The following is a 23,255-nucleotide window of genomic DNA, read 5'->3' as shown; positions in this document are numbered from 1 at the left end:
GAAGGACCTAAAATGCGACAGCTAATCCGAGTAGCATAGCACATAACCATTCGTCATATGACCGGTGGTCGCACCGTCGCTCTCGTCTTCGCCCTTCTGCAACGGGCATTTGCGGGCGCTGATCCGCGTTGCAAGGGCGCATGCTCCCGATATTTAACGGTTGCCGCCGGACAATCTTTAGCGGCATTGACGGCCACTAAACACAAAAGCCGCCCGAAGGCGGCTTTTGCTTGTCACTGCTGTGAGGCTTAGTCAGCAGCCGACTCGCGGCTTGCGCGACGGCGCTCATGTTCCTTCAGGTGACGCTTGCGCAGACGGATCGATTGCGGCGTCACTTCGACGAGTTCGTCGTCATCGATGAACTCGACCGCGTATTCCAGCGAAAGCTGGATCGGCGGCACGAGGCGCACGGCTTCGTCGGTGCCCGATGCGCGCACGTTGGTCAACTGCTTGCCCTTGATCGGATTCACGACGAGGTCGTTGTCGCGGCTGTGAATGCCGATGATCATGCCTTCATACAGCGCATCGCCGGGCGATACGAACATGCGGCCGCGATCCTGCAGCTTCCACAGCGCGTAAGCGACAGCGGCGCCATCGTCCTGCGAGATCAGCACGCCGTTGCGGCGCTCGCCCACCGAGCCTTCCTTGACCGGCGCATACGAATCGAAGGTATGGCTCATCAAACCCGTGCCGCGCGTGAGCGTCAGGAACTCGCTCTGGAAGCCGATCAGACCGCGCGCCGAAATCTTGTACTCGAGGCGCGTGCGGCCACGGCCGTCGGACGTCATGTCGAGCATTTCGCCCTTGCGCCGGCCGAGTTCTTCCATCACGCCGCCCTGATGCTGGTCTTCGATATCGACCGTCAGGTTTTCATACGGCTCGCACTTCACGCCGTCGATTTCCTGCAGCACCACGCGCGGACGCGACACCGCGAGTTCGTACCCTTCACGGCGCATGTTCTCGACGAGAATGGTCAGGTGCAATTCGCCACGGCCCGACACTTCGAACGTGGTTTCGTCGCCGGTATTTTTCACGCGCAGCGCGACGTTGTGATTCAGTTCCTTCGTGAGACGATCGCGGATCTGGCGGCTCGTCACGAACTTGCCTTCCTTGCCCGCGAGCGGCGACGAATTCACGAGGAAGTTCATCGTGAGCGTGGGTTCGTCGACGGTGATCATCGGCAGGGCTTCCGGATTCTCCGGCGCGCAGATGGTCACGCCGATGCCGATTTCCTCGATGCCGTTGATCAGCACGATATCGCCCGCTTGCGCTTCTTCCACTTGCACGCGCTCGAGGCCGTGGAACGACAGCACCTGATTGATCTTCCGATTCAGGATTGCGCCGTCCGGGCCCGAACGCACCGCGACCTGCATGCCGGGGCGGATGCGGCCACGCGCGACACGGCCCACGCCGATACGGCCGACGTACGAGTTATAGTCGAGCGACGTGATTTGCAGTTGCAGCGGACCGTCAGGATCGGCCGGGCGAACCGGCACGTGCTCGAGGATGGCTTCGAACAGCGGACGCATCGTGCCTTCGCGCACGTCCGGATTCAGTCCGGCAAAGCCGTTCAGACCCGATGCATAGACGATCGGGAAATCGAGTTGCTCTTCGGTGGCGCCGAGCTTGTCGAACAGATCGAAGGTCTGGTTGATCACCCAGTCGATGCGCGCGCCCGGACGATCCACCTTGTTGACGACGACGATCGGCTTGAGGCCGAGCGCGAGCGCCTTCTTCGTGACGAAGCGCGTTTGCGGCATCGGGCCTTCGACGGCGTCGACGAGCAGCAAGACGGAATCGACCATCGACAACACGCGCTCCACTTCGCCGCCGAAGTCGGCGTGCCCGGGGGTGTCGACGATGTTGATGTGCGTGCCTTCATACTCGACCGCGCAGTTCTTCGCGAGGATCGTGATGCCACGTTCCTTTTCGATGTCGTTCGAGTCCATGACGCGCTCGGCGACCTGCTGGTTTTCACGGAACGTGCCCGATTGACGGAGCAACTGGTCGACGAGCGTGGTCTTGCCGTGGTCGACGTGAGCAATGATGGCGATATTGCGGAGGGCGCGAGTCATAAGGGATATCTTGGTTGTGCGCCGTCGAAGCGAACCCCGGGAGTTGAAAACTCCTGGCTGGCTCGGCAGACCGTCGATTGAGCGTCACATCGTGCATGACGCCTGGCGTGGATCGCTCGGAAGACTTCAGGGATTTGAACTACTCTTCCGGCCCGGCGCGGTGAGAACCGTAAAGTATAGCACGCACAAACGTCGTCTTTTCGACAATAGGACACTACCCGAACCTCTAGCGAGGCCTTCGACGGCGCCGCGCCGGGCCGCCGAACGCGGCGAGACGTGCTGACGCTCGTCGCATAAGGCCGCAAGCGAAACGCGCCGTTCATTGTAAGCGGATCCAGAAAAGTCCCTTGCAGGCGGCGCAACGCCGCGCCTATAATCCTGCCTAGTCCACTATTGCACTTGCATATTCCTTTCATGAGCGACGCCCCAAAACCCACGTCGATCGACAGCTATGTGCTGAGCGAGAGCGTCGGCTATCTGATCAGTCGCGTGCGCTCGACGCTCTGGAACATGGTGACGCAGCACACGACTGCCGAACTCGGCATCACGAGTACGCAGGCGAGCATCGTGTTCATGCTGGCGGTCGGCAAGTGCTTGACGGCGGCCGACATTGCCCGCGAATACGGCATCGACGCGAGCGCGGTCACGCGTCTCATCGACCGGCTGGAAAAGCGCGGGCTGCTGTCGCGCGTGCGCAGCAACGAAGACCGCCGTGTGGTGCGCCTCGCGCTCACGCCCGACGGCCGCGCGATGGCCGAGCAGGTCCCGGCGATCTTCACGCGCGTGCTGGATACGCTGCTCGCCGGCTTCACGCCGGAGGAAGTCGGGTTCCTGAAAAGCATGCTGCGGCGGATTCTCGCGAACACCTGCGATCCCGCTGCCGCGTGCCTCGCCGGCACCGTCGAAAAGCCCGGCGCGCCTTCGCGATGACGCGCGGGACGATCCGTCTGCCAGCGCATCTGAAATAGTTGCAACGTCCATAATCCATACCTCTCTCAAGAGACGAGCGATGAAACACCTTTCCTTGTCCGCACTTTGGCCCGCGAGCCGATTGCGCCGCGCGCAGAGCGCCGTGGCCGCCGCCGTGGCTGCGCTCGCGATCGCGGGCTGCGCGAACTACGCGGGCATTTCGAGCGACAAGCAGATCACCGCACCGGAAACGCTGGAGTCCACCCAGAGCGTGCCGGCGCAAGGCGGCCAGTGGCCGAGCCTCGACTGGGCGAAACAGTTCGGCGATCCGCAACTGCCGCAACTCATCGACGAGGCGCTCGCGGGCAATCCGAGCATCGCGCAGGCGCAGGCGCGCATTGCGAAGGCGTCGGCTTATATCGAGAGTTCGCGTTCGTCGCTTTATCCGCACGTCGAGGCCAAATATTCGTGGACGCGCGAGCTCTATTCGGCCAACGCCCTCTTCCCGCCGCCCTACGGCGGAACGTGGTACAGCGAGAACAACGTGCTCGCGAGCGCGTCGTGGGATCTGGATCTGTGGGGCAAGAACCGCTCGCGCCTGAACATGGCGGTCTCGCAGCAGAAGGCGGCCGAAGCCGACATGCAGCAGGCGCGCGTGACGCTGGCGGCATCCGTGGCGCGCACGTACAACCAGCTTGCGCTGCTCTATGCGCTGCGGGATGTGACGCAGCGCGAGATCTCCAATCGCGAGAACGTGGGGCGCATCACGAGCGGGCGCGTCACCGCCGGTCTCGACACGAATGTCGAGCAGCGCACCGCCGAAGGCAACGTCGCGACCAGCCAGACCAATCTCAGCGAACTCGACGGGCAGATCCAGTCGGTGCGCTATCAGCTGGCGGCGCTGCTGGGCAAAGGCCCCGATCGCGGGCTGCAGATTGCCAATCCGTTGATCAATCCGGACATCAACGTCGCGCTGCCGGACAACGTGCCCGCCGATTTGATCGCACGCCGGCCGGATATCGTCGCGTCGCGCTGGCAAATCGAAGCGGCGACGCACAACATCAAGGAAGCGAAGGCCGAGTTCTTCCCGGACATCAACCTCGCGGCAGGCTTCGGTTTCGACGCCTTCGGCTGGGGCCGCTTCCTGACGGCGAGCAGCCGGCAGATTCAGGCTGGCCCGGCAATCCACCTGCCGATTTTCGACGCCGGCGCACTGCGCGCGCAGTTGAAGGGCCGCTACGCCGACTTCGAAAACGATGTCGCCAATTACAACCAGACGCTCATCAACGCGCTGAACGACGTGGCGACCAACATCGCCGCGATCCGCGCGCTCGACAGGCAAATGGCCGACGCGCAGCGCGCGCTCGCCGCCGCCACGAGCGCCTACCAGCTCGCGGTGATCCGCTACAAAGCGGGCCTGTCGCCGCAACTGCAAGTGCTGACGGCGGACCAGAACCGCCTCGCCAACGAGCAGACCGTCACGAACCTGCGCCTGAAGCGCAGCGATCTTCAGATCGCGCTGATCCAGGCGCTCGGCGGCGGTTTCGACGCGACGAGCACCGACCTTGCCATCGACGGCAGCGGACAGCGCCAGGCCGTGAACCAGCAAGCGGCATCGCACTGAGCCGCGCACAAGAACACGCATTAAGACCAATACGGAATTTTCGGAGCCCTTCATGAGCGACCCTAAACAGAACGCCGCCAGCGCACCCGCCTCCGCGCCGGCGCCGAAGCAAAACAACGGCAAGCGCCGCCGGCTGATGGCGCTGATCGTGCTCGTCATCATCATCGCGGCTGTCGCGTACGGCCTGTACTACTTCCTCGTTGCGCGCTTCCACGAAGACACCGACGACGCCTACGTCAACGGCAACGTCGTGCAGATCACGCCGCAAGTGGTCGGCACAGTCATCTCCGTCAATGCCGACGATACGCAGACCGTGAAAGCCGGCGATCCGCTTGTCGCGCTCGATCCGGCCGATTCCAAGGTCGCGCTCGATCAGGCCGAAGCGAATCTCGCGCAGACGGTGCGCCAGGTCCGTACGTTCTTCGTGAACAACAACCAGTACGAAGCGCAGATCGCCCTGCGCAAGTCGGACTTGTCGCGGGCGCAGGACGACCTTCGCCGCCGCCTGACCGTCGCACAGACGGGCGCGGTGTCGCAGGAAGAAATCTCGCACGCGCGCGATGCGGTTCGCAGCGCGCAAGCCGCGCTCGACGCAGCACAACAGGAGCTCGCGTCCAACCGCTCGCTGACGGCCAACACGACGATCGCCGATCATCCGAACGTGCTTGCCGCTGCGGCGAAGGTGCGCGATTCGTACATCAACTATGCGCGCAACACGCTGCCCGCGCCGGTCACGGGCTATGTCGCGAAGCGCTCGGTGCAGGTCGGCCAGCGCGTGGCGCCGGGCAATCCGCTGATGGCGATCGTGCCGCTCAACGCCGTGTGGGTCGACGCCAACTTCAAGGAAGTGCAGCTGAAGCACATGCGTATCGGCCAGCCGGTCGAACTGACGGCTGACCTGTATGGATCGGGCGTGGTGTTCCACGGCAAGGTGATCGGCTTCTCGGCCGGCACGGGTTCGGCGTTCTCGCTGCTGCCGGCGCAAAACGCGACGGGCAACTGGATCAAGGTGGTGCAGCGTCTGCCGGTGCGTATTCAGCTCGATCCGAAGGAACTGGAACAGCATCCGTTGCGCATCGGCCTGTCGATGAACGTGGATGTCACGATCAAGGACGAGCAAGGCGGTCAGCTCGGCGCGGCGCAAAACACGGTGTATCAGACGAACGTGTTCGACAAGTACGGCGAGCAGGCGGACGCGGAAATCGCGCGCATCATCCAGCAGAACGCCGGTACGGGCGCCGGCACGCAGGGCACGCCGCCGTCGGCTTCGCGCGGCAACGCGACGAAGTCCGCGTCGGCCGCCAAGCTGATGTAAGCGGCAGCATCGCGGACTCCACACATGTCTCAAGCTAACGTCGTTCATCCGCCGCTCTCGGGCGGGAAGCTGGTGGTCGGGACGATCGCCGTGTCGCTCGCGGTGTTCATGAACGTGCTCGACACGTCGATCGCCAACGTCTCGATTCCGTCGATCTCCGGCGACCTCGGCGTATCGTCGGATCAGGGCACGTGGGTCATCACGTCGTTCGCGGTCGCCAACGCGATCTCGGTGCCGCTGACCGGCTGGCTCACGCAGCGTATCGGCCAGGTGCGGCTGTTTCTCGGCTCGATCATCCTGTTCGTGCTCGCGTCGTGGCTGTGCGGACTCGCGCCGACGCTGCCGTTTCTGCTTGCCGCTCGCGTGCTGCAAGGCGCGGTCGCCGGCCCGATGATCCCGCTGTCGCAAACGCTGTTGCTCGCGAGCTATCCGCGCGAGAAAGCGCCGATGGCGCTCTCCATGTGGTCGATGACCACGCTGATCGCGCCCGTCGCCGGCCCCGTGCTCGGCGGATGGATCTCGGACAACATTTCGTGGCCGTGGATCTTCTACGTGAACATCCCGGTCGGCATTGCGGCGGCGCTCGCGACGTTCGTGATCTTCCGCGACCGCGATTCCGCGATCCGCAAGGCGCCGATCGACACGGTCGGGCTCGCGCTGCTCGTCGTGTGGGTCGGCTCGCTGCAAGTCATGCTCGACAAGGGCAAGGACCTCGACTGGTTCAACTCGACGACCATCGTCGTGCTCGCGCTGATCGCCGTCATCTCGTTCGCGTTCTTCATCGTGTGGGAGCTGACGGCGGAGCATCCGGTCGTCGACTTGTCGCTATTCGAATTGCGCAACTTCACGGGCGGCACGATCGCGCTGTCGATCGGTTACGGGCTGTACTTCGGCAATCTCGTGCTGCTGCCGTTGTGGCTCCAGACAGATATCGGCTACACGGCGACGAACGCCGGTCTCGTGATGGCGCCCGTCGGCGTGTTCGCGATCCTGCTCTCGCCGATCACCGGCAAGTTCTTGCCGCGCACGGATCCGCGCCGCATCGCGACGGCCGCGTTCCTGGTGTTTGCGCTGTGTTTCTGGATGCGCTCGCGCTATACGACCGGCGTCGATACGTGGTCGCTGACGCTGCCGACGCTGATTCAGGGCATCGGCATGGCGGGCTTCTTCATTCCGCTCGTGTCGATCACGCTGTCGGGGCTGCCGGGGCATCGCATACCGGCGGCGTCCGGACTGTCGAACTTCGTGCGGATCATGTGCGGCGGTATCGGCACGTCGATTTTCTCGACGGCGTGGGAGCATCGGTCGATCGTGCATCACGCGCAACTCATCGAACAGGCCAACGCCTACAACCCGACGTTCGTGAATTCGATGCAGCAGATGGGCGCGCTCGGCATGTCGCAGGAACAGACTTACGGTCTCTTCAACAGCATGGCGACGCAGCAGGCCGCGCAGCTTGGCGTGAACGACATGTTCTATATTTCAGCGGGAATTTTTGTCGCGCTGATCGCGCTGATCTGGATCACGCGGCCCGAACGCGCGGGCGGCGGGGATTCGGCGGCGGCGGCATCGGCGGCGCATTGAGTCTTTCTGCACCGCGCACGTGAAAAAGCCCGGAATCTTGCGATTCCGGGCTTTTTCGTTTGTGCTTAGCTTGCCGTGACGACGAGGCGCTCCGGCGCGAGCACGCCTTCGCCTGCTTTTGCCACGCCGAGCAAACGGCCGCCTGCCTGCGCGTAGACGCGCACGCGGCCCGCCTCGATGTGCTCCGGCGACACTTCGGCCAGTTTGAGCCGCTGCCCGTGCAGAAACCGGCGGCATGCTTCGTCGTCGAGCCGCACCGCGGGAAACGTGGACAACAGCGCGTCCACCGGCTGCAGCCGCGCGTCGCGATCCGCTTCGTCGAGTTCCGCCAGTTCGTCCAGCGTCAGCGCATGTTCGAGCGTCAGCGCGCCCACGCCCGTGCGACGCAGCGCCGTCAGATGCGCCCCGCAACCCAGCGCCTCGCCGATATCCTCCGCCAGCGTCCGCACATAGGTGCCCTTGCTGCACGTCACGCGAAAGGTCACGAGCGGCAACGCGCACGCGATCATCTTCAGCGCGTGAATCGTCACCTGACGGCCTTCGCGCTCGACCGTCTGCCCGGCGCGGGCGTATTCGTAGAGCGGCTTGCCATCGCGCTTTAGCGCCGAGTACATCGGCGGAATCTGCACGATATCGCCGATGAACCGCGTCATCGCCGCTTCGACGGCCGCTTCATCGCACGCGACGTCGCGCGTTTCCACCGCTTCGCCTTCGGCATCGCCCGTCGCCGTGCGGATGCCGAGACGCATCGTCGCTTCGTAGGTCTTGTCGGCGTCGAGCAGGTCTTGCGAGAACTTGGTCGCTTCGCCGAAGCAAAGCGGCAAGAGGCCAGTCGCGAGCGGATCGAGCGTGCCGGTATGACCCGACTTTTTCGCCAGATAAATGCGCTTCGCCTTGATCAGCGCGTCATTGCTCGACAGCCCGAGCGGCTTGTCCAGCAGCAGCACGCCATCGAGCGCGCGGCGCACGAGCTTCGGCCGGGCGGCGTGGTTCTTCGAAGCGGTCATCGCTCAGGCGCCTTCCTCGTCGTCCTTGGCGCGCGTCGCGTTTGCTTCGTCGATCAGGCGCGACATCTCGACGGCCTTTTCGATCGTCTGGTCATAGTGGAAATGCAGCGTCGGCACCGTATGGATGTGCAGCCGCTTGAATAACTGGTTATGCAGATGGCCGGCCGCGTGGTTCAACGCTTCCTGCGTTTGCATCGGATCGCCCGTGAGCGTCGTGAAATAGACCTTCGCGTGCGCGTAGTCCGGCGTGAGTTCGACGCTTTGAATCGTCACCATCCCGACGCGCGGGTCCTTCACCTCGCGCATCAACTCCGACAAATCTCGCTGAATCTGATCCGCAATCTGCACGTTGCGGTTCGCGGATGTCCGTCTTTTAGCCATGATCTTGTTCCGTTTTCTGTCTTGCCGCCGCGCCAAAGAAAAAGGCGGAGCCAGCCGTTTGGCCCGCTCCGCCTCGAGGCTCAGCGTATTGATGCGTTACAGCGTGCGAGCCACTTCCGTCACTTCGAAGACTTCCAGCTGATCGCCTTCGACGATGTCGTTGAAGTTCTTGATCGAGATACCGCACTCGAAGCCCTGACGCACTTCCTTGACGTCGTCCTTGAAGCGCTTGAGCGATTCGAGTTCGCCGGTATGGATGACGACGTTGTTGCGGATCACGCGCACCGACGAGGAACGCTTGACGAAACCGTCCGTCACCATACAGCCCGCGATCAGGCCGACCTTCGGCACGCGGATCACCTGGCGCACTTCGACCATGCCCGTCACCGTCTCGCGCTTCTCCGGCGCGAGCATGCCGGACATCGCCGCCTTCACCTCATCCACTGCGTCATAGATGATGTTGTAGTAACGGATGTCGATGCCGTTCGATTCGGCGAGCTTGCGGGCTTGCGCATCCGCACGCGTGTTGAAGCCGATGATGACCGCCTTCGACGCCGTTGCCAGGTTGACGTCCGACTCGCTGATCGCGCCGACCGCGCTGTGCACGATCTGCACGCGCACTTCGCCGGTGGACAGCTTTTGCAGCGACTGCACGAGCGCTTCCTGCGAGCCCTGCACGTCCGCCTTGACGATGAGCGGGAGGTTCTGCACTTCGCCTTCGCCCATCTGCTCGAGCATGTTCTCGAGCTTGGCGGCTTGCTGCTTCGCCAGCTTCACGTCGCGGAACTTGCCCTGACGGAATAGCGCGATTTCGCGCGCCTTGCGCTCGTCCGGCAACACGATGACTTCTTCGCCCGCCGCCGGCACTTCCGACAGACCCTGGATTTCCACCGGGATCGACGGACCTGCGGTCTTCGTCGGCTTGCCGGTTTCGTCCAGCATCGCACGGACGCGGCCGTAGGCGCTGCCTGCCAGAACCACGTCGCCGCGATTCAGCGTGCCCGACTGCACCAGGATGGTTGCGACCGGACCCTTGCCCTTGTCCAGCTTGGCTTCGATGACGAGACCCTTGGCGGCAGCTTCGACCGGCGCGGTCAGTTCCATCACTTCGGCTTGCAGCGAGACGTTTTCCAGCAGATCGTCGATGCCCTGGCCGGTTTTCGCCGACACTTCGAGGAACGGCGAATCGCCGCCGTACTCTTCCGGCACCACGCCTTCCGCGACGAGTTCCTGCTTCACGCGGTCGGGGTTGGCGTCCGGCTTGTCGATCTTGTTGATCGCGACGACGATCGGCACGCCGCCCGCCTTCGCGTGAGCGATTGCTTCCTTCGTCTGCGGCATCACGCCGTCGTCGGCTGCGACCACCAGAATGACGATGTCGGTCGCCTTCGCACCGCGCGCACGCATTGCCGTAAAGGCTTCGTGACCCGGCGTGTCGAGGAAGGTGATGACGCCGCGCGGCGTATCGACGTGATAAGCGCCGATATGCTGCGTGATGCCGCCCGCTTCGCCCGCCGCCACTTTCGCGCGACGGATGTAGTCGAGCAGCGACGTCTTGCCGTGGTCGACGTGACCCATCACGGTCACTACCGGCGGACGCGGCAGACGCTCCGCCGTTTCCTCGGTCGTTTCGCCTTCGGTCAGCAGCGCTTCCGGATCGTCCAGCTTGGCCGCAACCGCGCGGTGGCCCAGTTCCTCGACGACGATCATCGCGGTTTCCTGGTCCAGCACCTGGTTGATGGTGACCATCTGGCCAAGCTTCATCATTACCTTGATGACTTCCGAAGCCTTCACCGACATCTTGTGCGCAAGGTCGGCCACCGAAACGGTTTCCGGCACGTGCACTTCACGGATGATCGGCTCGGTCGGCGCCTGGAACGTGGTCTGATCCTGATGCTTGCCACGGCCCTTCGGACCGCCGCGCCAGCCGCGATCGACGCCGCCGCTCGTGTCGCCGCGCGTCTTGATGCCACGGCGCTTCGATGCGTCGTCCTGCCAGCCGCCCTTGCTGCCGGCCTTCTTCTTGTCGCCCGAAGGAGCCGCCGCTGCGGGCGCAGGTGCGCCGGCAGCCGGCTTCTTGACGGCGGGACGCGCTGCCTGCGCGCCTTCCGGCTTCGCAGGCTTGTGCAGCGTACCCTTCGCTTCGGCAGTCTTGGCCGCTTCCGCCGGCTTCGCAGCCGGGGCCGGTTCCGGCGCCTTGACCTGCGCCTTGCGCGGGGTGTTCATCATCTCGCGGATGGCGCGTGCTTCGGCTTCAGCCGCCGCACGGCGCTTCGCGATGGCTTCTTGCTCCATGCGAGTCTTCTCAGCGGCCGCCTTCGCGTCTTCTTCCGCCTTCTTCGCGGCTTCACGCTGGGCGGCGCGCTCGCTGGCGGCCTTCTCTTCCGCTGCCTTTTCGGCGGCGGCAGCGGCTGCGCGCTGAGCGCTGTCGTCTTGCTTGTCTTGCTTGTCCTGCTTCGGCTCGGCCTTCGCCTCGGCGGTGACCGGCGTACGCGCCTCCTGACGTGCAGCCTGAGCCGCACGGGAGATTTCCGCTGCCTGCGCCGCCGCCGTCGCGCGGCGTTCCGCCTCGGCTTCCTGCTTGCGGCGCTCGGCTTCAGCGGCTTCCTCGCGGGCGCGGCGCTCGGCTTCCTCGCGCTCGAGCTGGGCCTGACGCTCCTTCAGCTCGCGCTCTTCGCGCTCGAGCTGCTCGGCGGCGCGGCGCGCTTCTTCTTCGCGGCGCTGCAGTTCGGCCTCGTCGACTTCCGGCTCTTCGACGTGATTGGGCGTTTCGACAGGCTGCTCGACGCCGGTTTCGTCGCGCTTCACGAAAACACGTTTTTTGCGCACCTCGACCTGAATGGTGCGAGCTTTACCCGTTGCGTCGGATTGCTTGATTTCCGACGTATGCCGGCGGGTCAAAGTGATCTTGCGCTTGTCGGCGTCGGCGGAACCGTGCGACTTGCGCAAATGATCGAGCAGACGCGCCTTGTCCGTCTCGGACAGGTCGTCGTTCGCGCTCGCTTTCTGGACGCCAGCCGCCTGCAACTGCTCGAGCAGGACGCCCGCAGGCATTTTGAGTTCCGCGGCAAATTGGGCTACGTTGTTACTCGCCATTCATTCCTCTTGATGCAAGGACCAATCCTTGCGGTTAGATCGGGGTCATGCGGCCAAACCGGCCGCGATATATCAGTGCGCCATGGTCATTTCTCACTGGAACCAGTGTTCACGTGCTTTCATGATCAACGCCTTAGCGGCATCCTCTTCCATACCGGTCATTTCGACCAGTTCATCTACTGCCAACTCCGCGAGGTCATCGCGGGTTTGAACCTGGTGCTCCGCGAGCTTCGCGAGAAGCTCGTTGTCCATGCCTTCCAGACTCTTCAAATCGAGCGCGACGCCTTCCACCTTCTCTTCGTTGGCGATGGCCATCGTCAGCAGCGCATCACGCGAGCGGTTGCGCAACTCGTGCACGGTGTCTTCGTCGAAAGCTTCGATTTCGAGCATCTCGTTGAGCGGCACATAGGCGATTTCTTCGAGGCTCGTGAAGCCTTCGTCGATCAGGATGTCGGCAACTTCCTCGTCGACATCGAGACGCGCCATGAACAGGTCGCGCAACTTGCCACGCTCTTCGTTCTGCTTCAACGCCGACTCGTCCGGCGTCATGATGTTGATCTGCCAGCCGGTGAGCTCGCTGGCGAGTCGAACGTTCTGGCCGCTGCGGCCGATGGCGACCGCGAGTTCGCTTTCGTCAACGACGACGTCCATCGAATGCTTTTCTTCATCGACGACGATCGACTGGACGGCTGCCGGCGCAAGGGCGCCGATCACGAACTGCGCGGGGTCTTCCGACCATAACACGATGTCGACGTTCTCGCCACCGAGCTCGTTCCTCACAGCCTGCACGCGCGAACCGCGGATGCCCACGCAAGTGCCGATCGGGTCGATGCGCTTGTCGTAGGCGATCACCCCGATTTTTGCACGCACGCCAGGATCGCGCGCGGCCGCCTTGATTTCCAGCAGCCCTTGTTCGATTTCCGGCACTTCGAGTTCGAACAGCTTCATCAGGAACTCGGGCGCCGTGCGCGAGAGTTCGATCTGCGGACCGCGCGCGGTGCGATCGACCTTCGCGATGTACGCGCGCACGCGGTCGCCCACGCGCAGGTTTTCCTTCGGAATCAGCTGGTCGCGGCGCAGCAGCGCTTCCACACGACCCGATTCGACGATGAAATTGCCCTTGTCCAGACGCTTGACCGAGCCGGTCATGATCTTTTCGCCGCGCTCGAGGAAGTCGTTCAGGATCTGCTCGCGCTCGGCGTCGCGCACCTTCTGCAGGATGACCTGCTTCGCGGCCTGTGCACCGATACGGCCGAATTCGATCGACGGGATCGGTTCCTCGATGAAATCGTCGACCTCTGCGTCGGCCTTCTGCTCCTTCGCTTCGAACAGCAGGATTTCCTGATCCGGCTCTTGCAGGCCGGCCTCGTCCGGCACTACGCGCCAGCGGCGGAACGTTTCGTGTTCGCCGCTTTCACGGTCGATCGCGACACGGATATCGACATCTTCCTCGAACAGCTTTTTCGTTGCCGAAGCCAGCGCAGCCTCCAGGGCTGCGTACACCACGTCCTTGTTGACGTTCTTTTCGCGCGCCAGCGCATCCGCCAGCATCAAAACTTCGCGACTCATTGTTTGCGGCTCCTAAAGTCAACTTTGGGGACGAGACGTGCTTTATCGAGGTCCGCGACCGTGAAATCGAGCATTGCGGCGCCGTCCTTCCCTTCAAATTCCAATTCGATCTTTTCGCCTTGCGGGGCGTGCAGAATGCCCCGGAACGACTTGCGGCCGTCCAGCGGCTTTTTCAATGTGATGACGATTTCGCTTCCCGCGAAGCGCTCGAAATCGGCCAGCTTCTTGAGCGGGCGATCGAGCCCCGGCGACGACACTTCGAGGCGGTCATAGTCGATGTTCTCGACCTCGAGCACGTACTGGAGCTGACGTGTGACTTTTTCGCAGTCTTCGATGGCGATACCGGCCGGCTGGTCGATATAGATGCGCAGCATGCCGCCTCCCGAACGCTCGAGATCGACAAGCTCGTAGCCCAGGCTCGAGACCGTGGTTTCAATCAATTCCGTCAGTTGCACAGTAACTCCAAGGTGTTCGCGCATCGCGCCGCGAAACACCTGCGGGCGAGCGCCTTGACCGGGCGCGCACCCCTGCTCCCGAGATGCCGAACCAAAAAGCCAAAAAAAAAATGGGCGCAACGCCCATCTTTTTCAACCGAGGTCGCACCCGGGCAGCGCGAAAACTATGTGCCCAGCGACTTCGTGATTTTAGCCATTTTTCGGGATAAACGCAAACGTAACGCCCGCGTTCGGCACTGTTTCGCGCCGGATCGCATGCTTTTTTGCTTTGTGTCGATGCCGCGGGCTGCGCGCTTTCGAATTCGGCCGACAGCGCCGCTATCGACCGGTCCTGTTCGTCGCCCGGTCAGGCGACGAACAGGTTTTCATCGTCCGCGCGAGCGATTGCGCGGACCGCCGCGACCTGCGCCGGCCTTGCCCTGCGTCGCAGCGGGCTGCTGTCCGCCGCCCTGACGATTGCCGCCGCGCGGGCCATTGCCGCTTGCGCGCTTGGCCGGGCCATTGGCACCCTGCGGGCCGCCTTGCGGACGAGCGCCGCGCTGGCCCGGACCACGACCGCCGCTGTTCGCGCGGTTGCCGTTGGGCTCGCCGCCGGCGCGATTGCCGTTCGCTTCCTGGCCACCGCGCCGGCCGGAACCGCCCGCATTGGCGCTGTTCCCGCCGAAACCGCTGCCCAAGCCGAACCCGCCCGGCATGCCGCCCGCCGCGCCGCGCCGCCCGCCGCGAACCGGCGTTTGCGCCATGCGCAAGTGCGAACTCAGCACCGGCTCACGGGTGATGAAGCCCATCGAGGTTTGCATCGGATCGGGCTGCACACGCGGCGTCGAACTGCGTCCGCCCTTCTCGGCGACCGGGGCCTTCAGGCCCACCGACTCCATGAGACTGCGCACCTGATTGTCTTCCAGCTCTTCCCACTTGCCGCGCTTCAGGCCGCGCGGCAACGCGATCGGACCGTGACGCGTGCGGATCAGGCGGCTGACCATCAGGCCGGCCGCTTCGAACATCCGGCGCACTTCGCGATTGCGGCCTTCCGCCAGCGCGACGTGATACCAGTGATTCGTGCCTTCTCCGCCGCCGTCCTGAATGCGCAGGAAGTTCGCGGGGCCGTCGTCGAGTTCGACACCCTTCAGCAGCTTCTGCTTCATTGCCTCCGACAACTGGCCGACGACGCGCACCGCGTACTCGCGCTCGACGCTGTATCGCGGATGCATGAAGCGGTTCGCGAGGTCGCCCGAGGTGGTGAGCAGCAGCAAGCCTTCGGTATTGAAGTCGAGGCGGCCGACCGCGAGCCACTTGGCCGTTTTCATCGACGGGAGCTTGTCGAACACCGAGGGACGCCCTTCCGGGTCCGCGTGGCTGACGATCTCGCCCGTCGGCTTGTGATACAGCAAGATGCGCGGCGGCTTGCTCGCGAGCTTGCGCTTGAGCGGCTTGCCGTTGACGCGCACCTGGTCGGTCGGCATGATCCGCTGCCCGATGTGCGCCGGCTCGCCGTTCACCGACACCCGCCCCGCGATGATCAGTTCTTCCATGTCGCGACGCGAGCCCATGCCCGCATCGGCGAGAACCTTGTGGAGCTTCGGTGTGTCGTCGTCCGGCTCGAGCACGCGCTTTTGCTGGGTGGCATTGCGGCCGCGGCGCAGCATCGGCGCACGCACGCCGCCAGAACCGTTGTCCGCGTCGAATGCGGGCGACGTCACGTAAGCGAACACGTCGTCGACGGCAGCGGCGGCGGCCTTCTCGACCGTCGCCGGGCCCGCATCGTTGCGCTTACCGCGCTTGTCCTGCTTGTCGCGGGTCTGCTGGGGCGCCTTGCGACGACCGCCTTCGCGCGGTGCGGCGGCTGCCGTTTCGCCCGATGCCTCGATTCCCGCCTCGCCCGGATTGGGGCGCGCGTTCTTGCGCCCGCCTTGTTTGCGCGCGGGCTTCTCGCCCTGCTTTTCGGTCTGCGGCTCGCCGCCGGCGTTACGCGGCGTCTTCGCGCTCGCGTCCTTGCGCGGCATGCGTACCTGCGCGACCACGACGCCATCGGGCGGCGCCTCCGTCACCGCGCCCGGCGCGGCGGGCGCGCCATCGGCGCCCTTCGTCTTGGCGACAGCGCGGCGTCGCGCGATCAGACTGCGCGGCCCGCGACGCAGGCCGCGGCGCGGACGATCGTCGCCGTCGGCGCTCTCGTCGCTGCGCGTGCGTTCGCCGGCATCGGCCGAGTCATGGGCGTCCGCGGCATGCATGGGCCGCGCGGATTCGGGCGAATCGCTGTCGTGGGAGTGTGTCAAAACAACCTCAAATGTCGAAGTGCGCGCCCGGGCGGACGCGCCAAAAATATCCACTGATCGGACCGGCCTCCGTCTTCGACGTAATCTTTTATCGAAGACCGGGTGAATCAGGGGCCATGCAATTGCATCAGGCGCGGCGCGCCTTCGGTTCCTCTTCGGAATCGTCGTCGGTCAGGTCGACGCCGGACGACGGGCGTGCGGCCTGTTCGTCGCCGTGCGCCTCGCGAGCCGCATCCGCGCTGCCGGCGTCTGCGGCTTCGTGCTCCGGCTTCAGCGGCTGCACGCGAAATTCGGTCAGCGACGAAGCGGCGGTCTCGCCATCCACGTTCGCATGATCCGTTCCGGCTTTTTCGTTACTTTCCGCTGCCTCTGCGGCGGTTTGATCGATATCGGCTACCTGCGCGTCCTGCTCGCCGCTTTCGCCCGTGGCGTCTTTCAGCGACGCCTGCGCCGCCGCGCCATCCGGGAAATTGATCGAATGCTGCGCGAGCAACGATGCTTCCAGTTGCGACGACGGATTGTCCAGCGCGGGCAGTTCGTCGAGCGCGGTCAGGCCGAGATCGTCGAGAAACTGCTTGGTCGTCGCGTAGAGCGCGGGCCGGCCGGGTACATCTCGATGACCGATCACCTCGATCCATCCGCGATCTTCCAATTGCTTGACCACTTGCGTATTGACGGTGACGCCGCGAATCTCCTCGATATCGCCGCGCGTCACCGGTTGCCGATAAGCAATGATAGCCAGCGTTTCCATGACGGCGCGCGAATACTTCGGCGGCTTTTCCGGATGCAGCCGATCGAGATAAGTCCGCATGGCGGCCTTGCTTTGAAAGCGCCATCCCGACGCGAGCGCCACGAGTTCGACGCCGCGGTCCGACCATGCGGCCTGGAGCTCTTCGAGCAGCGTACGCACGGTATCCGCCGATATGTCTTCGGCGAAAAGCTTGCGCAACTCACTCAGCCGCAGTGGCTCCTGCGCGCAGATCAAAGCGGTCTCGAGGACGATTTTCGCCTCTTGGGTATTCATGCAGCTTGGGTCAACCCTGTATGGTCAATGATCCAATTTCAAATCGAGCCTGAGCGGATTCAAACGGCACCGCAGCGGTGCACGCGATAAAGCTGGACGCGGAGTTTCAGACGCGCTCGCCCGATTGATCGGTCATATTGATTGGGAGCACGCACCGGGGGGAGGCATCAATGGGCGATCGGTGAGCGAATCGCCGGGCCATCCCAGCCGGACGAGGTGGCGCTTTCCTAGGCGAAAGCGCATGACTGAGCGCCATATTACGCAAAAAGAACCGGGGCGTAAAGGTGATTGATTCCCTGCCCCGGCGCTCACTCATCAGGTGCGTAGCGCGAGAAAACGCCGCAAGCGTTCGACGCCTTCGTCGAGCCGCGCGGGGTCGCATGCATAGCACCAGCGCACGAAACCTTCGCCTTCCGCGCCGAATGCGCTGCCCGGCGCAAGTCCGAGCCCCGCCTCGCGCACCAGCGCCTTGCACAGCGCCAGACTGTCCGACGCGCCGGGCAGCGAGAAGAACACGTACATCGCGCCGTCGGGGGCGCGGACATCGACACCGTCGATGCTTTGCAGCGCCTTGACGAGGTGATCGCGGCTTGCCCGCAGATCGGCGACGAGCGATTGCGTGAAGGCTTCGCCCTCCTCCACGGCGACGATGCCCGCCTGCTGCACGAAAGACGGCGCGCAGGACGTGTTGTATTCGACCAGTTTGCCGAGATCGTCCATCAAGGCCGTCGGCGCGACGATCCAGCCGAGACGCCAGCCGGTCATGAGCCACGCCTTCGAGAACGAATTCACCGCGATCACGCGTTCGTCGCGCGCCGCGAGATCGAGGAACGACGGCGCGACCGTTGCGCCCGCGCCGTAGTAGAGCCGCTCATAGACTTCGTCCGCGACGATCCAGATGCCATGCCGCCGGCAATGCTCAAGCACGATGCGTTGCTCGTCGCGCGTCATCGTCCAGCCGGTCGGGTTGTTCGGCGAGTTGATCATCAGCATGCGCGTGGAGGGCGTCAGCGCCGCGAGCAGTTGCTCGACGTCCAGCGTCCAGCCGCGCGGGCCGTAGCTCAGCGAAACCGTGTCGACCGTCGCGCCCAGGATCTTCGGGATTTCGACGAGGTTCGGCCAGAGCGGCGTCACCGCCACCACGCGATCGCCCGCGCCGACGACGAGTTGCGCCGCCAGCATCAGCGCATTGACTCCGGCGCTCGTCACCGCGATGTTTTCCGCGGGCGTCGCGCCGTGCAGTGCGCTGACATAGCGCCCCAGCGCCTCGCGCAGCGGCGCGATGCCGAGATTGTGCGTGTAGAACGTTGCGCCATCGGCGAGCGCGCGGCTCGCGGCATCGCGGATGAAAGGCGGCGTGACGCGGTCCGACTCGCCGAACCAGAACGGCAGCACATCGGGCACGCCGAACCCCGCGTTCGCCACTTCGCGGATCTGCGAAGGCCGCAGCGCCCGCACGGCATCGCGCGCGTTGGGAGCGCCGCGCATCTCCGCCTGCGCGCCCGTCAAGCCGCTCAATTCAACGATCACCGCGCCTTCCGATTCACTCATCGCCCGCTCCGTCGAAAAAAACGAAGTCTAACGCGGCCGCGTCGATTTCGAGATGACCTGCCGCTCGTTCCGGCGTTATTTCGGGCTTATTCCGGCCTTATTCCAGTTCTTCCGCGCGCGCAGGCAGCCCCGCGATCAACGCCCAAACCGATTCGGCCGCAGGCGACAACGACCGGTCGCGCCGGCGCACCAGCTCGACGGTGCGCTCGGCACGCGGCTCGAGCGGCAACGCCACGAGCGATGAGTCCGCCGGCAGCGGCAGCGCGAGCCAAGGCAACACACTGACGCCGACGCCCGCCTCCACGAGACCAAACACGGTCGCCGAATGACCAAGCTCCTGAACGACGTGCGCGTCGACGCCATGCTCCTGCATGACGGCATCGATGATCGGCCGGCTGCCGGACGCATAGTCGAGCATCACCAGCCGTTGGCCCGCGAGCGCCGCCCAGGGCGCGGCGCGCTCCTGCGCGAGCGGATGATCGCGTCGCGCGACGAGACAGAAGGAATCGGTCATCACCGGTTGGCACTCGAGCTCGTCGGCAGCGAACGGCCCGATCACGACGCCGAAGTCCACTTCGCCCGATTTGACCTTGCGGACCACGTCGGACTGCACGTCATCGCGCAGACTCAGGGTGATGAGCGGATGCTGCCGCAGACACGAGGCGATCACGCGCGGCATCAGCCGGCACGCGACCGTCGGACTTGCGGCGACGATCACGCGTCCGCGACGTTGCTGGCCGAGATCGCGCACCTCGCGCAACGCTTCGTCGAGATCGGCGAGCAGCCGCGATACCGTGCCGACGAGATCGACGCCGACGTCCGTCAACTGCACCTCGCGCGTCGTCCGGTCGATCAGTTTCAGGCCGATCTCGCCTTCCAGCTCGCGCACGCAGCGGCTGACCGCCGATTGCGTGAGGCCGATTTCATCGCCCGCGCGGCTGAAGCTGCGCAGCCGGGATACTTCGATAAAGACGCGCAGTTGCCGCAACGTCACGTTCAGAGGCGCGTTCATTACACAGAATCATCAATAGCCGGTTTTCATGCCGGATTATAGGGGCGCTGCGTCGCCGCTCGCTTATCGGCCCTGGTTTCGCTGCGGTGCAGCAATCCGCATTGAACGCACGGCGGATGGGCCTGCTGCACAGGATTGGTGATTGTCCCGATTTCTTAATCAATCCGTTTCGGGTCTGATACGGGCCATGCTGGCATCGCGTCAGCCTACTGCCATGCGGGTTCCCGGGATTTCGCGATACGCATGGCACGGTTCTCGCATTTCATTGCGCACAAAGGTCGGAGCCATACGCGGACATCTTGCAGCACTGCCGCGGCCGCTTCGGCCTTTCCTTGGTATTCGTTCATCGGATTCCGACCAGAGTGCGCGGCGCGGGGCAGCGCACCGGGGTTAGCTTCGCTGAGGTGAGATATGGTGCTGTTCGACGATTTGAGAGATAACGAGTGGGCGCTGGTCGAGGCGTTGTTCTGTTCCGAGCCGGCGCGTAGCGAACGGCGCGGCCGTCCGCGCGTCGAAGCGCGCTCGGTGGTGAACGCCGTGCTGTGGGTGTTGTCGACCGGCGAAGGCTGGTCGAAGCTTCCTGGCCGTTATCCTTCGCCGCCTACCTGCCGTCGTCGCTTCGACGAATGGCAAGCCGATGGCACGCTCGCGGAAATCGTGAAGCGGCTGTCGAGCAACGGCCGTGAAGTTTCGCTGCGCGGACGCATCGGTTCTAGCGCGGTGAAGCCGCCCGCACCGCCCAGCCGTGACCGCTTGCGCGGCGCTTTCTGGACCAATCCGGAATCCTGGCGCGCGCCCGCGAAGATGGCCTGAGTCAGTTGCTTCGGTCGTAGCCGGTTGCGCGCCGGCTACGGCGGTCTCTCTTCCTTTGCGCGCGTCGTAACTCTTTTCTCTCGCAAGAGCGCTAGCCGCTTTACGCGATACATCTCTTTACCATTGCTTACAGCGGCACGATCCGACGAGGCATAGCTTGTGGAGTGGATGAACACGTCCACGAGGACTCGAAGGACTTTCCATGAAGGCATCGACTCTGCTCGTCCGGGGCGCGCTGCTCGCGCTCGTAGGCGTAGCGGCAGCCGGCCAGGCCCAGCCGCCGCTCGCATCATCGGAATTGCGTTTGGGCGCCCGCACGTCGGCGGCTTCGCAACAGAATGCAGCGCGCGCCCGTACTGCGACACCGCCCGCGCCGCGCGGCGACCTGCGCGGGGACATCGCGAGCAATGTCCGCGCTCGGCCGGACAACGATCGCGAGGAACGCTCACCGCAACACTGATTGCGGCGGTTCGTTATCGCGGAACCCCGCGCGCTGGCATCAGTCACACCTTATGCCATGAGCACAGCATGGCAACAGTGATATCCGGTCTGCCCGTATCCCCAGGATACGGGCTTTTTTTCGACCTTCACCGCCCGCACCAGCGACGACGCTGCCCCTCGGCCCGTTCACCGATCGGTCCGCGCCGTCCAGGGGCGCTGACTAGATTCTCGCTTCGAGCATCGCTTCGTGGCCGCCGAACGTGTATGGCTCGGCACGGCGCAAATCCCAGTCGGTTGAACGCTCATCTCTCGACAGCCGCGAAAATTCCTGCTTTCCACGCTCGGTGACGACGGCGATATCGACTGGCGCGTGGAACCCGGGCGCCGGCGCGACGGTTCGTTGGCGCGCGAGTTCGAGCAGCCCGAGGGCGCGAAGACGGTCGAAAACGTTGGGGCGTTTCGCCCACGGAACTTGACGATACTGGGCTCGGCGAAGTGCTTCGAGTACGGCTTCGTTGGAATACGTGGTCATCTCGTTCTTTCTTCCTGTGCAGCCATGACGACGCTCGTGACGGTCGCAAGACAGCCGCGACGTCGACTAAACGCGGCGCGCCGAATTTCGCGCTGACGAGCGAGACTGCCGTTCGCAGCCTGAATGTTTGGCCGCCGCTTGCGTTAGGTGCTGCTTTCTCTTAAAACCCCCGTTGACGCGCGCTGATCACGCGCCTTCTACATCCCCGCCGATGCGCTCTCGAAAACACGATGACGGAGCGAATTGTCCTTAAACCAATACGTTACCCCAATCAAATCGGTTCTATTTACTTTATTGCTGCTTTTTTTCGCATTGTTAGCGCTTTGGCCGCGAAGGCGCAAGCAGATCGCCATCGTTGGCCTGTTACTCGCCTGGGGCTTCGGTACAGGCTGGTTCGCGAGGCCGCTGTTCGTCCTCGCACAGTACGGTTATGAAAAGACGATACCGCCTGCCTTCGCTCCTAAAACGACGATTGTCCTGATGGGCGGCGGCACTTCCCGCAGCGACGCCGGACTCGTTCCCAAGCGGGCCGCGATGCCGCGCATCGATGCCGCGGCGCAGGTTTATCGCGAGTGCCGCGCGAAAGGCGCGTCCTGCCGCGTCATCCTGAGCGGCGGCGACCCGCAGGATCACGGTCAAGCGGAAGCCGACAACTATGCGCCTTACGTCCTGGCGCGCGGAGTGCCATCCGCCGACCTCACGCGCGAGAACAAAAGCCTGAACACCTACGAGAACGCACAGAACGTAGCCGATATCTTAGGGAACGCGCACGATGGCGCTTTGATCGTCATCACGTCGGCTTACCACATGCGGCGTTCTGTCCGGGCTTTCGAGGCGTTCGGCTATGAACCGCAACCCTATGTCTCCGACGTCCGGCGCTCACGGCTCACGCTCATTCCGCGCTTCAAGAGCTTCGAAAACAGCGAGTTGGCGCTGCATGAACTCGTTGGACTGGCCCGGTTTCATGTCTATCGCTGGCTGCATCTATATTAGGGGCGCCATATCAAAATAATCAGGACTAAAAAGTACTGAAACGCGCCGGTATGATTTTGCTCCGGCCTCGATGGCTGGACGAAATCGCCTGTCCGACATCTTGCGTACTTGTTTTGGGCTTACGATCGACCAGGCGGAATCGTCGCCCGCCGGCTGGCCCGCGTCATCGCCGTCGTCATTGACGCACGAGCGCGCCGTCATCGGCAGGAGCGCTTTTTGCTCGTCTCGATGCGTCTGTCCAACCGGATCGGCAGGCGATTCCCGGGTTCAACTGCTATTAGGAGCTAAAAATGAAGAAAGTGTCCCTGGCTGTTCTGTTGTCCATTAGCGCAGTCGCATCGGCCTATGCGCAAAGCGAACAAGGCGTGCGGATGAGCACGGATCCCGCAACGATCGCGGACGTCGAATCGCGCGCGCAAGCGCTGCAATCGCGCCAGTCGAGCATGCAAGACATGCAGATGGACCAGTCGACGTCGGGCAAGTCGGGCCATCACAAGAAGTCGCACGGCAAGTCGAAGAAGCAATCCGCCGAGTAACGCGCTTCGGCTTCCGGCCCGCAGCGCGGGTCGTCGCGCCGTCACTGCGATGCACACGCGTC

Annotated in this window: 18 protein-coding genes and 1 pseudogene; 8 read left to right on the top strand and 11 right to left on the bottom strand. The window is 64.0% G+C overall.

Features of this window, described 5'->3' with window-relative positions; genetic code table 11:
- Positions 1-248: 248 nt before the first annotated feature.
- Complete coding sequence (typA, locus tag LDZ21_RS05700) at positions 249-2,075, bottom strand: translational GTPase TypA (RefSeq protein WP_244794567.1); 1,827 nt, start codon at positions 2,073-2,075, stop codon at positions 249-251.
- Positions 2,076-2,489: 414 nt separating this feature from the next.
- Between typA and LDZ21_RS05695 the strand changes: the two genes are divergently transcribed.
- The 4 genes from LDZ21_RS05695 (at position 2,490) to LDZ21_RS05680 (ending at position 7,507) form a co-directional block, all read left to right on the top strand.
- Positions 2,490-3,005: a MarR family winged helix-turn-helix transcriptional regulator gene (locus LDZ21_RS05695; RefSeq protein ID WP_035969178.1), complete on the top strand. Its 516-nt coding sequence runs from the start codon at positions 2,490-2,492 to the stop codon at positions 3,003-3,005.
- Between the two features lie 79 nt (positions 3,006-3,084).
- A complete protein-coding gene (locus LDZ21_RS05690) occupies positions 3,085-4,608 on the top strand; it encodes an efflux transporter outer membrane subunit (RefSeq protein ID WP_244794566.1) in 1,524 nt (507 codons plus the stop codon).
- Between the two features lie 52 nt (positions 4,609-4,660).
- Positions 4,661-5,923 (top strand): EmrA/EmrK family multidrug efflux transporter periplasmic adaptor subunit, encoded by a 1,263-nt coding sequence (locus LDZ21_RS05685; RefSeq protein ID WP_244794565.1) that lies wholly within the window; start codon positions 4,661-4,663, stop codon positions 5,921-5,923.
- Between the two features lie 24 nt (positions 5,924-5,947).
- Positions 5,948-7,507 (top strand): DHA2 family efflux MFS transporter permease subunit, encoded by a 1,560-nt coding sequence (locus LDZ21_RS05680; RefSeq protein ID WP_035969184.1) that lies wholly within the window; start codon positions 5,948-5,950, stop codon positions 7,505-7,507.
- 65 nt (positions 7,508-7,572) lie between these two features.
- On the opposite strand, the gene truB is transcribed toward LDZ21_RS05680, so the two are convergent.
- The 9 genes and pseudogenes from truB to LDZ21_RS05635 all read right to left on the bottom strand — a co-directional run bounded on the left by truB (position 7,573) and on the right by LDZ21_RS05635 (position 19,866).
- Positions 7,573-8,514 carry a tRNA pseudouridine(55) synthase TruB gene (truB, locus tag LDZ21_RS05675; RefSeq protein WP_244794564.1) on the bottom strand — a complete coding sequence of 314 codons (942 nt, stop codon included), beginning with the start codon at positions 8,512-8,514 and terminating at the stop codon, positions 7,573-7,575.
- A 3-nt stretch (positions 8,515-8,517) separates the two neighbouring features.
- A complete protein-coding gene (gene rbfA, locus LDZ21_RS05670) occupies positions 8,518-8,895 on the bottom strand; it encodes a 30S ribosome-binding factor RbfA (protein WP_035969188.1) in 378 nt (125 codons plus the stop codon).
- A gap of 96 nt (positions 8,896-8,991) precedes the next feature.
- Entirely contained in the window at positions 8,992-11,991 is a 3,000-nt protein-coding gene (infB, locus tag LDZ21_RS05665; protein WP_244794563.1) for a translation initiation factor IF-2, read from the bottom strand.
- Between the two features lie 93 nt (positions 11,992-12,084).
- Positions 12,085-13,560 (bottom strand): transcription termination factor NusA, encoded by a 1,476-nt coding sequence (gene nusA / locus LDZ21_RS05660; RefSeq protein ID WP_035969193.1) that lies wholly within the window; start codon positions 13,558-13,560, stop codon positions 12,085-12,087.
- Positions 13,557-14,015 carry a ribosome maturation factor RimP gene (gene rimP / locus LDZ21_RS05655; protein WP_035969196.1) on the bottom strand — a complete coding sequence of 153 codons (459 nt, stop codon included), beginning with the start codon at positions 14,013-14,015 and terminating at the stop codon, positions 13,557-13,559. The genes nusA and rimP overlap by 4 nt, the downstream gene beginning before the upstream one ends.
- Positions 14,016-14,380: 365 nt before the next feature.
- On the bottom strand, positions 14,381-16,246 hold the full coding sequence (rluB, locus tag LDZ21_RS05650; RefSeq protein ID WP_244794562.1) for a 23S rRNA pseudouridine(2605) synthase RluB: 1,866 nt from the start codon (positions 16,244-16,246) through the stop codon (positions 14,381-14,383).
- Positions 16,247-16,466: 220 nt separating this feature from the next.
- Positions 16,467-17,315, bottom strand: a pseudogene (scpB, locus tag LDZ21_RS31285) (SMC-Scp complex subunit ScpB); the annotation flags it as partial.
- 315 nt (positions 17,316-17,630) lie between these two features.
- Complete coding sequence (locus LDZ21_RS05640; protein ID WP_244794773.1) at positions 17,631-18,803, bottom strand: pyridoxal phosphate-dependent aminotransferase; 1,173 nt, start codon at positions 18,801-18,803, stop codon at positions 17,631-17,633.
- Positions 18,804-18,963: 160 nt separating this feature from the next.
- Positions 18,964-19,866 (bottom strand): LysR family transcriptional regulator, encoded by a 903-nt coding sequence (locus tag LDZ21_RS05635; protein WP_244794772.1) that lies wholly within the window; start codon positions 19,864-19,866, stop codon positions 18,964-18,966.
- Positions 19,867-20,289: 423 nt separating this feature from the next.
- Here LDZ21_RS05635 and LDZ21_RS05630 point away from each other — a divergent pair, with 423 nt between their 5' ends.
- Together LDZ21_RS05630 and LDZ21_RS05625 are read left to right on the top strand one after the other, a co-directional pair.
- Positions 20,290-20,691 (top strand): transposase, encoded by a 402-nt coding sequence (locus LDZ21_RS05630; protein WP_035969202.1) that lies wholly within the window; start codon positions 20,290-20,292, stop codon positions 20,689-20,691.
- Positions 20,692-20,893: 202 nt separating this feature from the next.
- Entirely contained in the window at positions 20,894-21,151 is a 258-nt protein-coding gene (locus LDZ21_RS05625; protein ID WP_244794560.1) for a hypothetical protein, read from the top strand.
- Positions 21,152-21,352: 201 nt separating this feature from the next.
- Here LDZ21_RS05625 and LDZ21_RS05620 read toward each other — a convergent pair whose 3' ends face one another.
- Positions 21,353-21,664 (bottom strand): hypothetical protein, encoded by a 312-nt coding sequence (locus LDZ21_RS05620; protein ID WP_035969206.1) that lies wholly within the window; start codon positions 21,662-21,664, stop codon positions 21,353-21,355.
- A gap of 243 nt (positions 21,665-21,907) precedes the next feature.
- Between LDZ21_RS05620 and LDZ21_RS05615 the strand changes: the two genes are divergently transcribed.
- Complete coding sequence (locus LDZ21_RS05615; protein ID WP_244794559.1) at positions 21,908-22,657, top strand: YdcF family protein; 750 nt, start codon at positions 21,908-21,910, stop codon at positions 22,655-22,657.
- Between the two features lie 290 nt (positions 22,658-22,947).
- Complete coding sequence (locus LDZ21_RS05610; protein WP_244794558.1) at positions 22,948-23,193, top strand: hypothetical protein; 246 nt, start codon at positions 22,948-22,950, stop codon at positions 23,191-23,193.
- The last annotated feature ends 62 nt before the right edge of the window (positions 23,194-23,255 follow it).

Origin of the sequence: Caballeronia grimmiae (assembly GCF_022879615.1) — a bacterium.
In the GTDB taxonomy this organism is placed as follows: domain Bacteria; phylum Pseudomonadota; class Gammaproteobacteria; order Burkholderiales; family Burkholderiaceae; genus Caballeronia; species Caballeronia grimmiae.
The sequence above is the reverse complement of the archived record's forward strand: the minus strand, read 5'-3'. Positions and strand labels throughout refer to the sequence as shown.

Coding starts and splice junctions, on each gene's coding strand:
- typA (WP_244794567.1), bottom strand. CDS start 2,075: ATGACTCGCGCCCTCCGCAATATCGCCATCATTGCTCACGTCGACCAC.
- LDZ21_RS05695 (WP_035969178.1), top strand. CDS start 2,490: ATGAGCGACGCCCCAAAACCCACGTCGATCGACAGCTATGTGCTGAGC.
- LDZ21_RS05690 (WP_244794566.1), top strand. CDS start 3,085: ATGAAACACCTTTCCTTGTCCGCACTTTGGCCCGCGAGCCGATTGCGC.
- LDZ21_RS05685 (WP_244794565.1), top strand. CDS start 4,661: ATGAGCGACCCTAAACAGAACGCCGCCAGCGCACCCGCCTCCGCGCCG.
- LDZ21_RS05680 (WP_035969184.1), top strand. CDS start 5,948: ATGTCTCAAGCTAACGTCGTTCATCCGCCGCTCTCGGGCGGGAAGCTG.
- truB (WP_244794564.1), bottom strand. CDS start 8,514: ATGACCGCTTCGAAGAACCACGCCGCCCGGCCGAAGCTCGTGCGCCGC.
- rbfA (WP_035969188.1), bottom strand. CDS start 8,895: ATGGCTAAAAGACGGACATCCGCGAACCGCAACGTGCAGATTGCGGAT.
- infB (WP_244794563.1), bottom strand. CDS start 11,991: ATGGCGAGTAACAACGTAGCCCAATTTGCCGCGGAACTCAAAATGCCT.
- nusA (WP_035969193.1), bottom strand. CDS start 13,560: ATGAGTCGCGAAGTTTTGATGCTGGCGGATGCGCTGGCGCGCGAAAAG.
- rluB (WP_244794562.1), bottom strand. CDS start 16,246: ATGCATGCCGCGGACGCCCATGACTCGGCCGATGCCGGCGAACGCACG.
- LDZ21_RS05640 (WP_244794773.1), bottom strand. CDS start 18,803: ATGCGCGGCGCTCCCAACGCGCGCGATGCCGTGCGGGCGCTGCGGCCT.
- LDZ21_RS05630 (WP_035969202.1), top strand. CDS start 20,290: ATGGTGCTGTTCGACGATTTGAGAGATAACGAGTGGGCGCTGGTCGAG.
- LDZ21_RS05625 (WP_244794560.1), top strand. CDS start 20,894: ATGAAGGCATCGACTCTGCTCGTCCGGGGCGCGCTGCTCGCGCTCGTA.
- LDZ21_RS05620 (WP_035969206.1), bottom strand. CDS start 21,664: ATGACCACGTATTCCAACGAAGCCGTACTCGAAGCACTTCGCCGAGCC.
- LDZ21_RS05610 (WP_244794558.1), top strand. CDS start 22,948: ATGAAGAAAGTGTCCCTGGCTGTTCTGTTGTCCATTAGCGCAGTCGCA.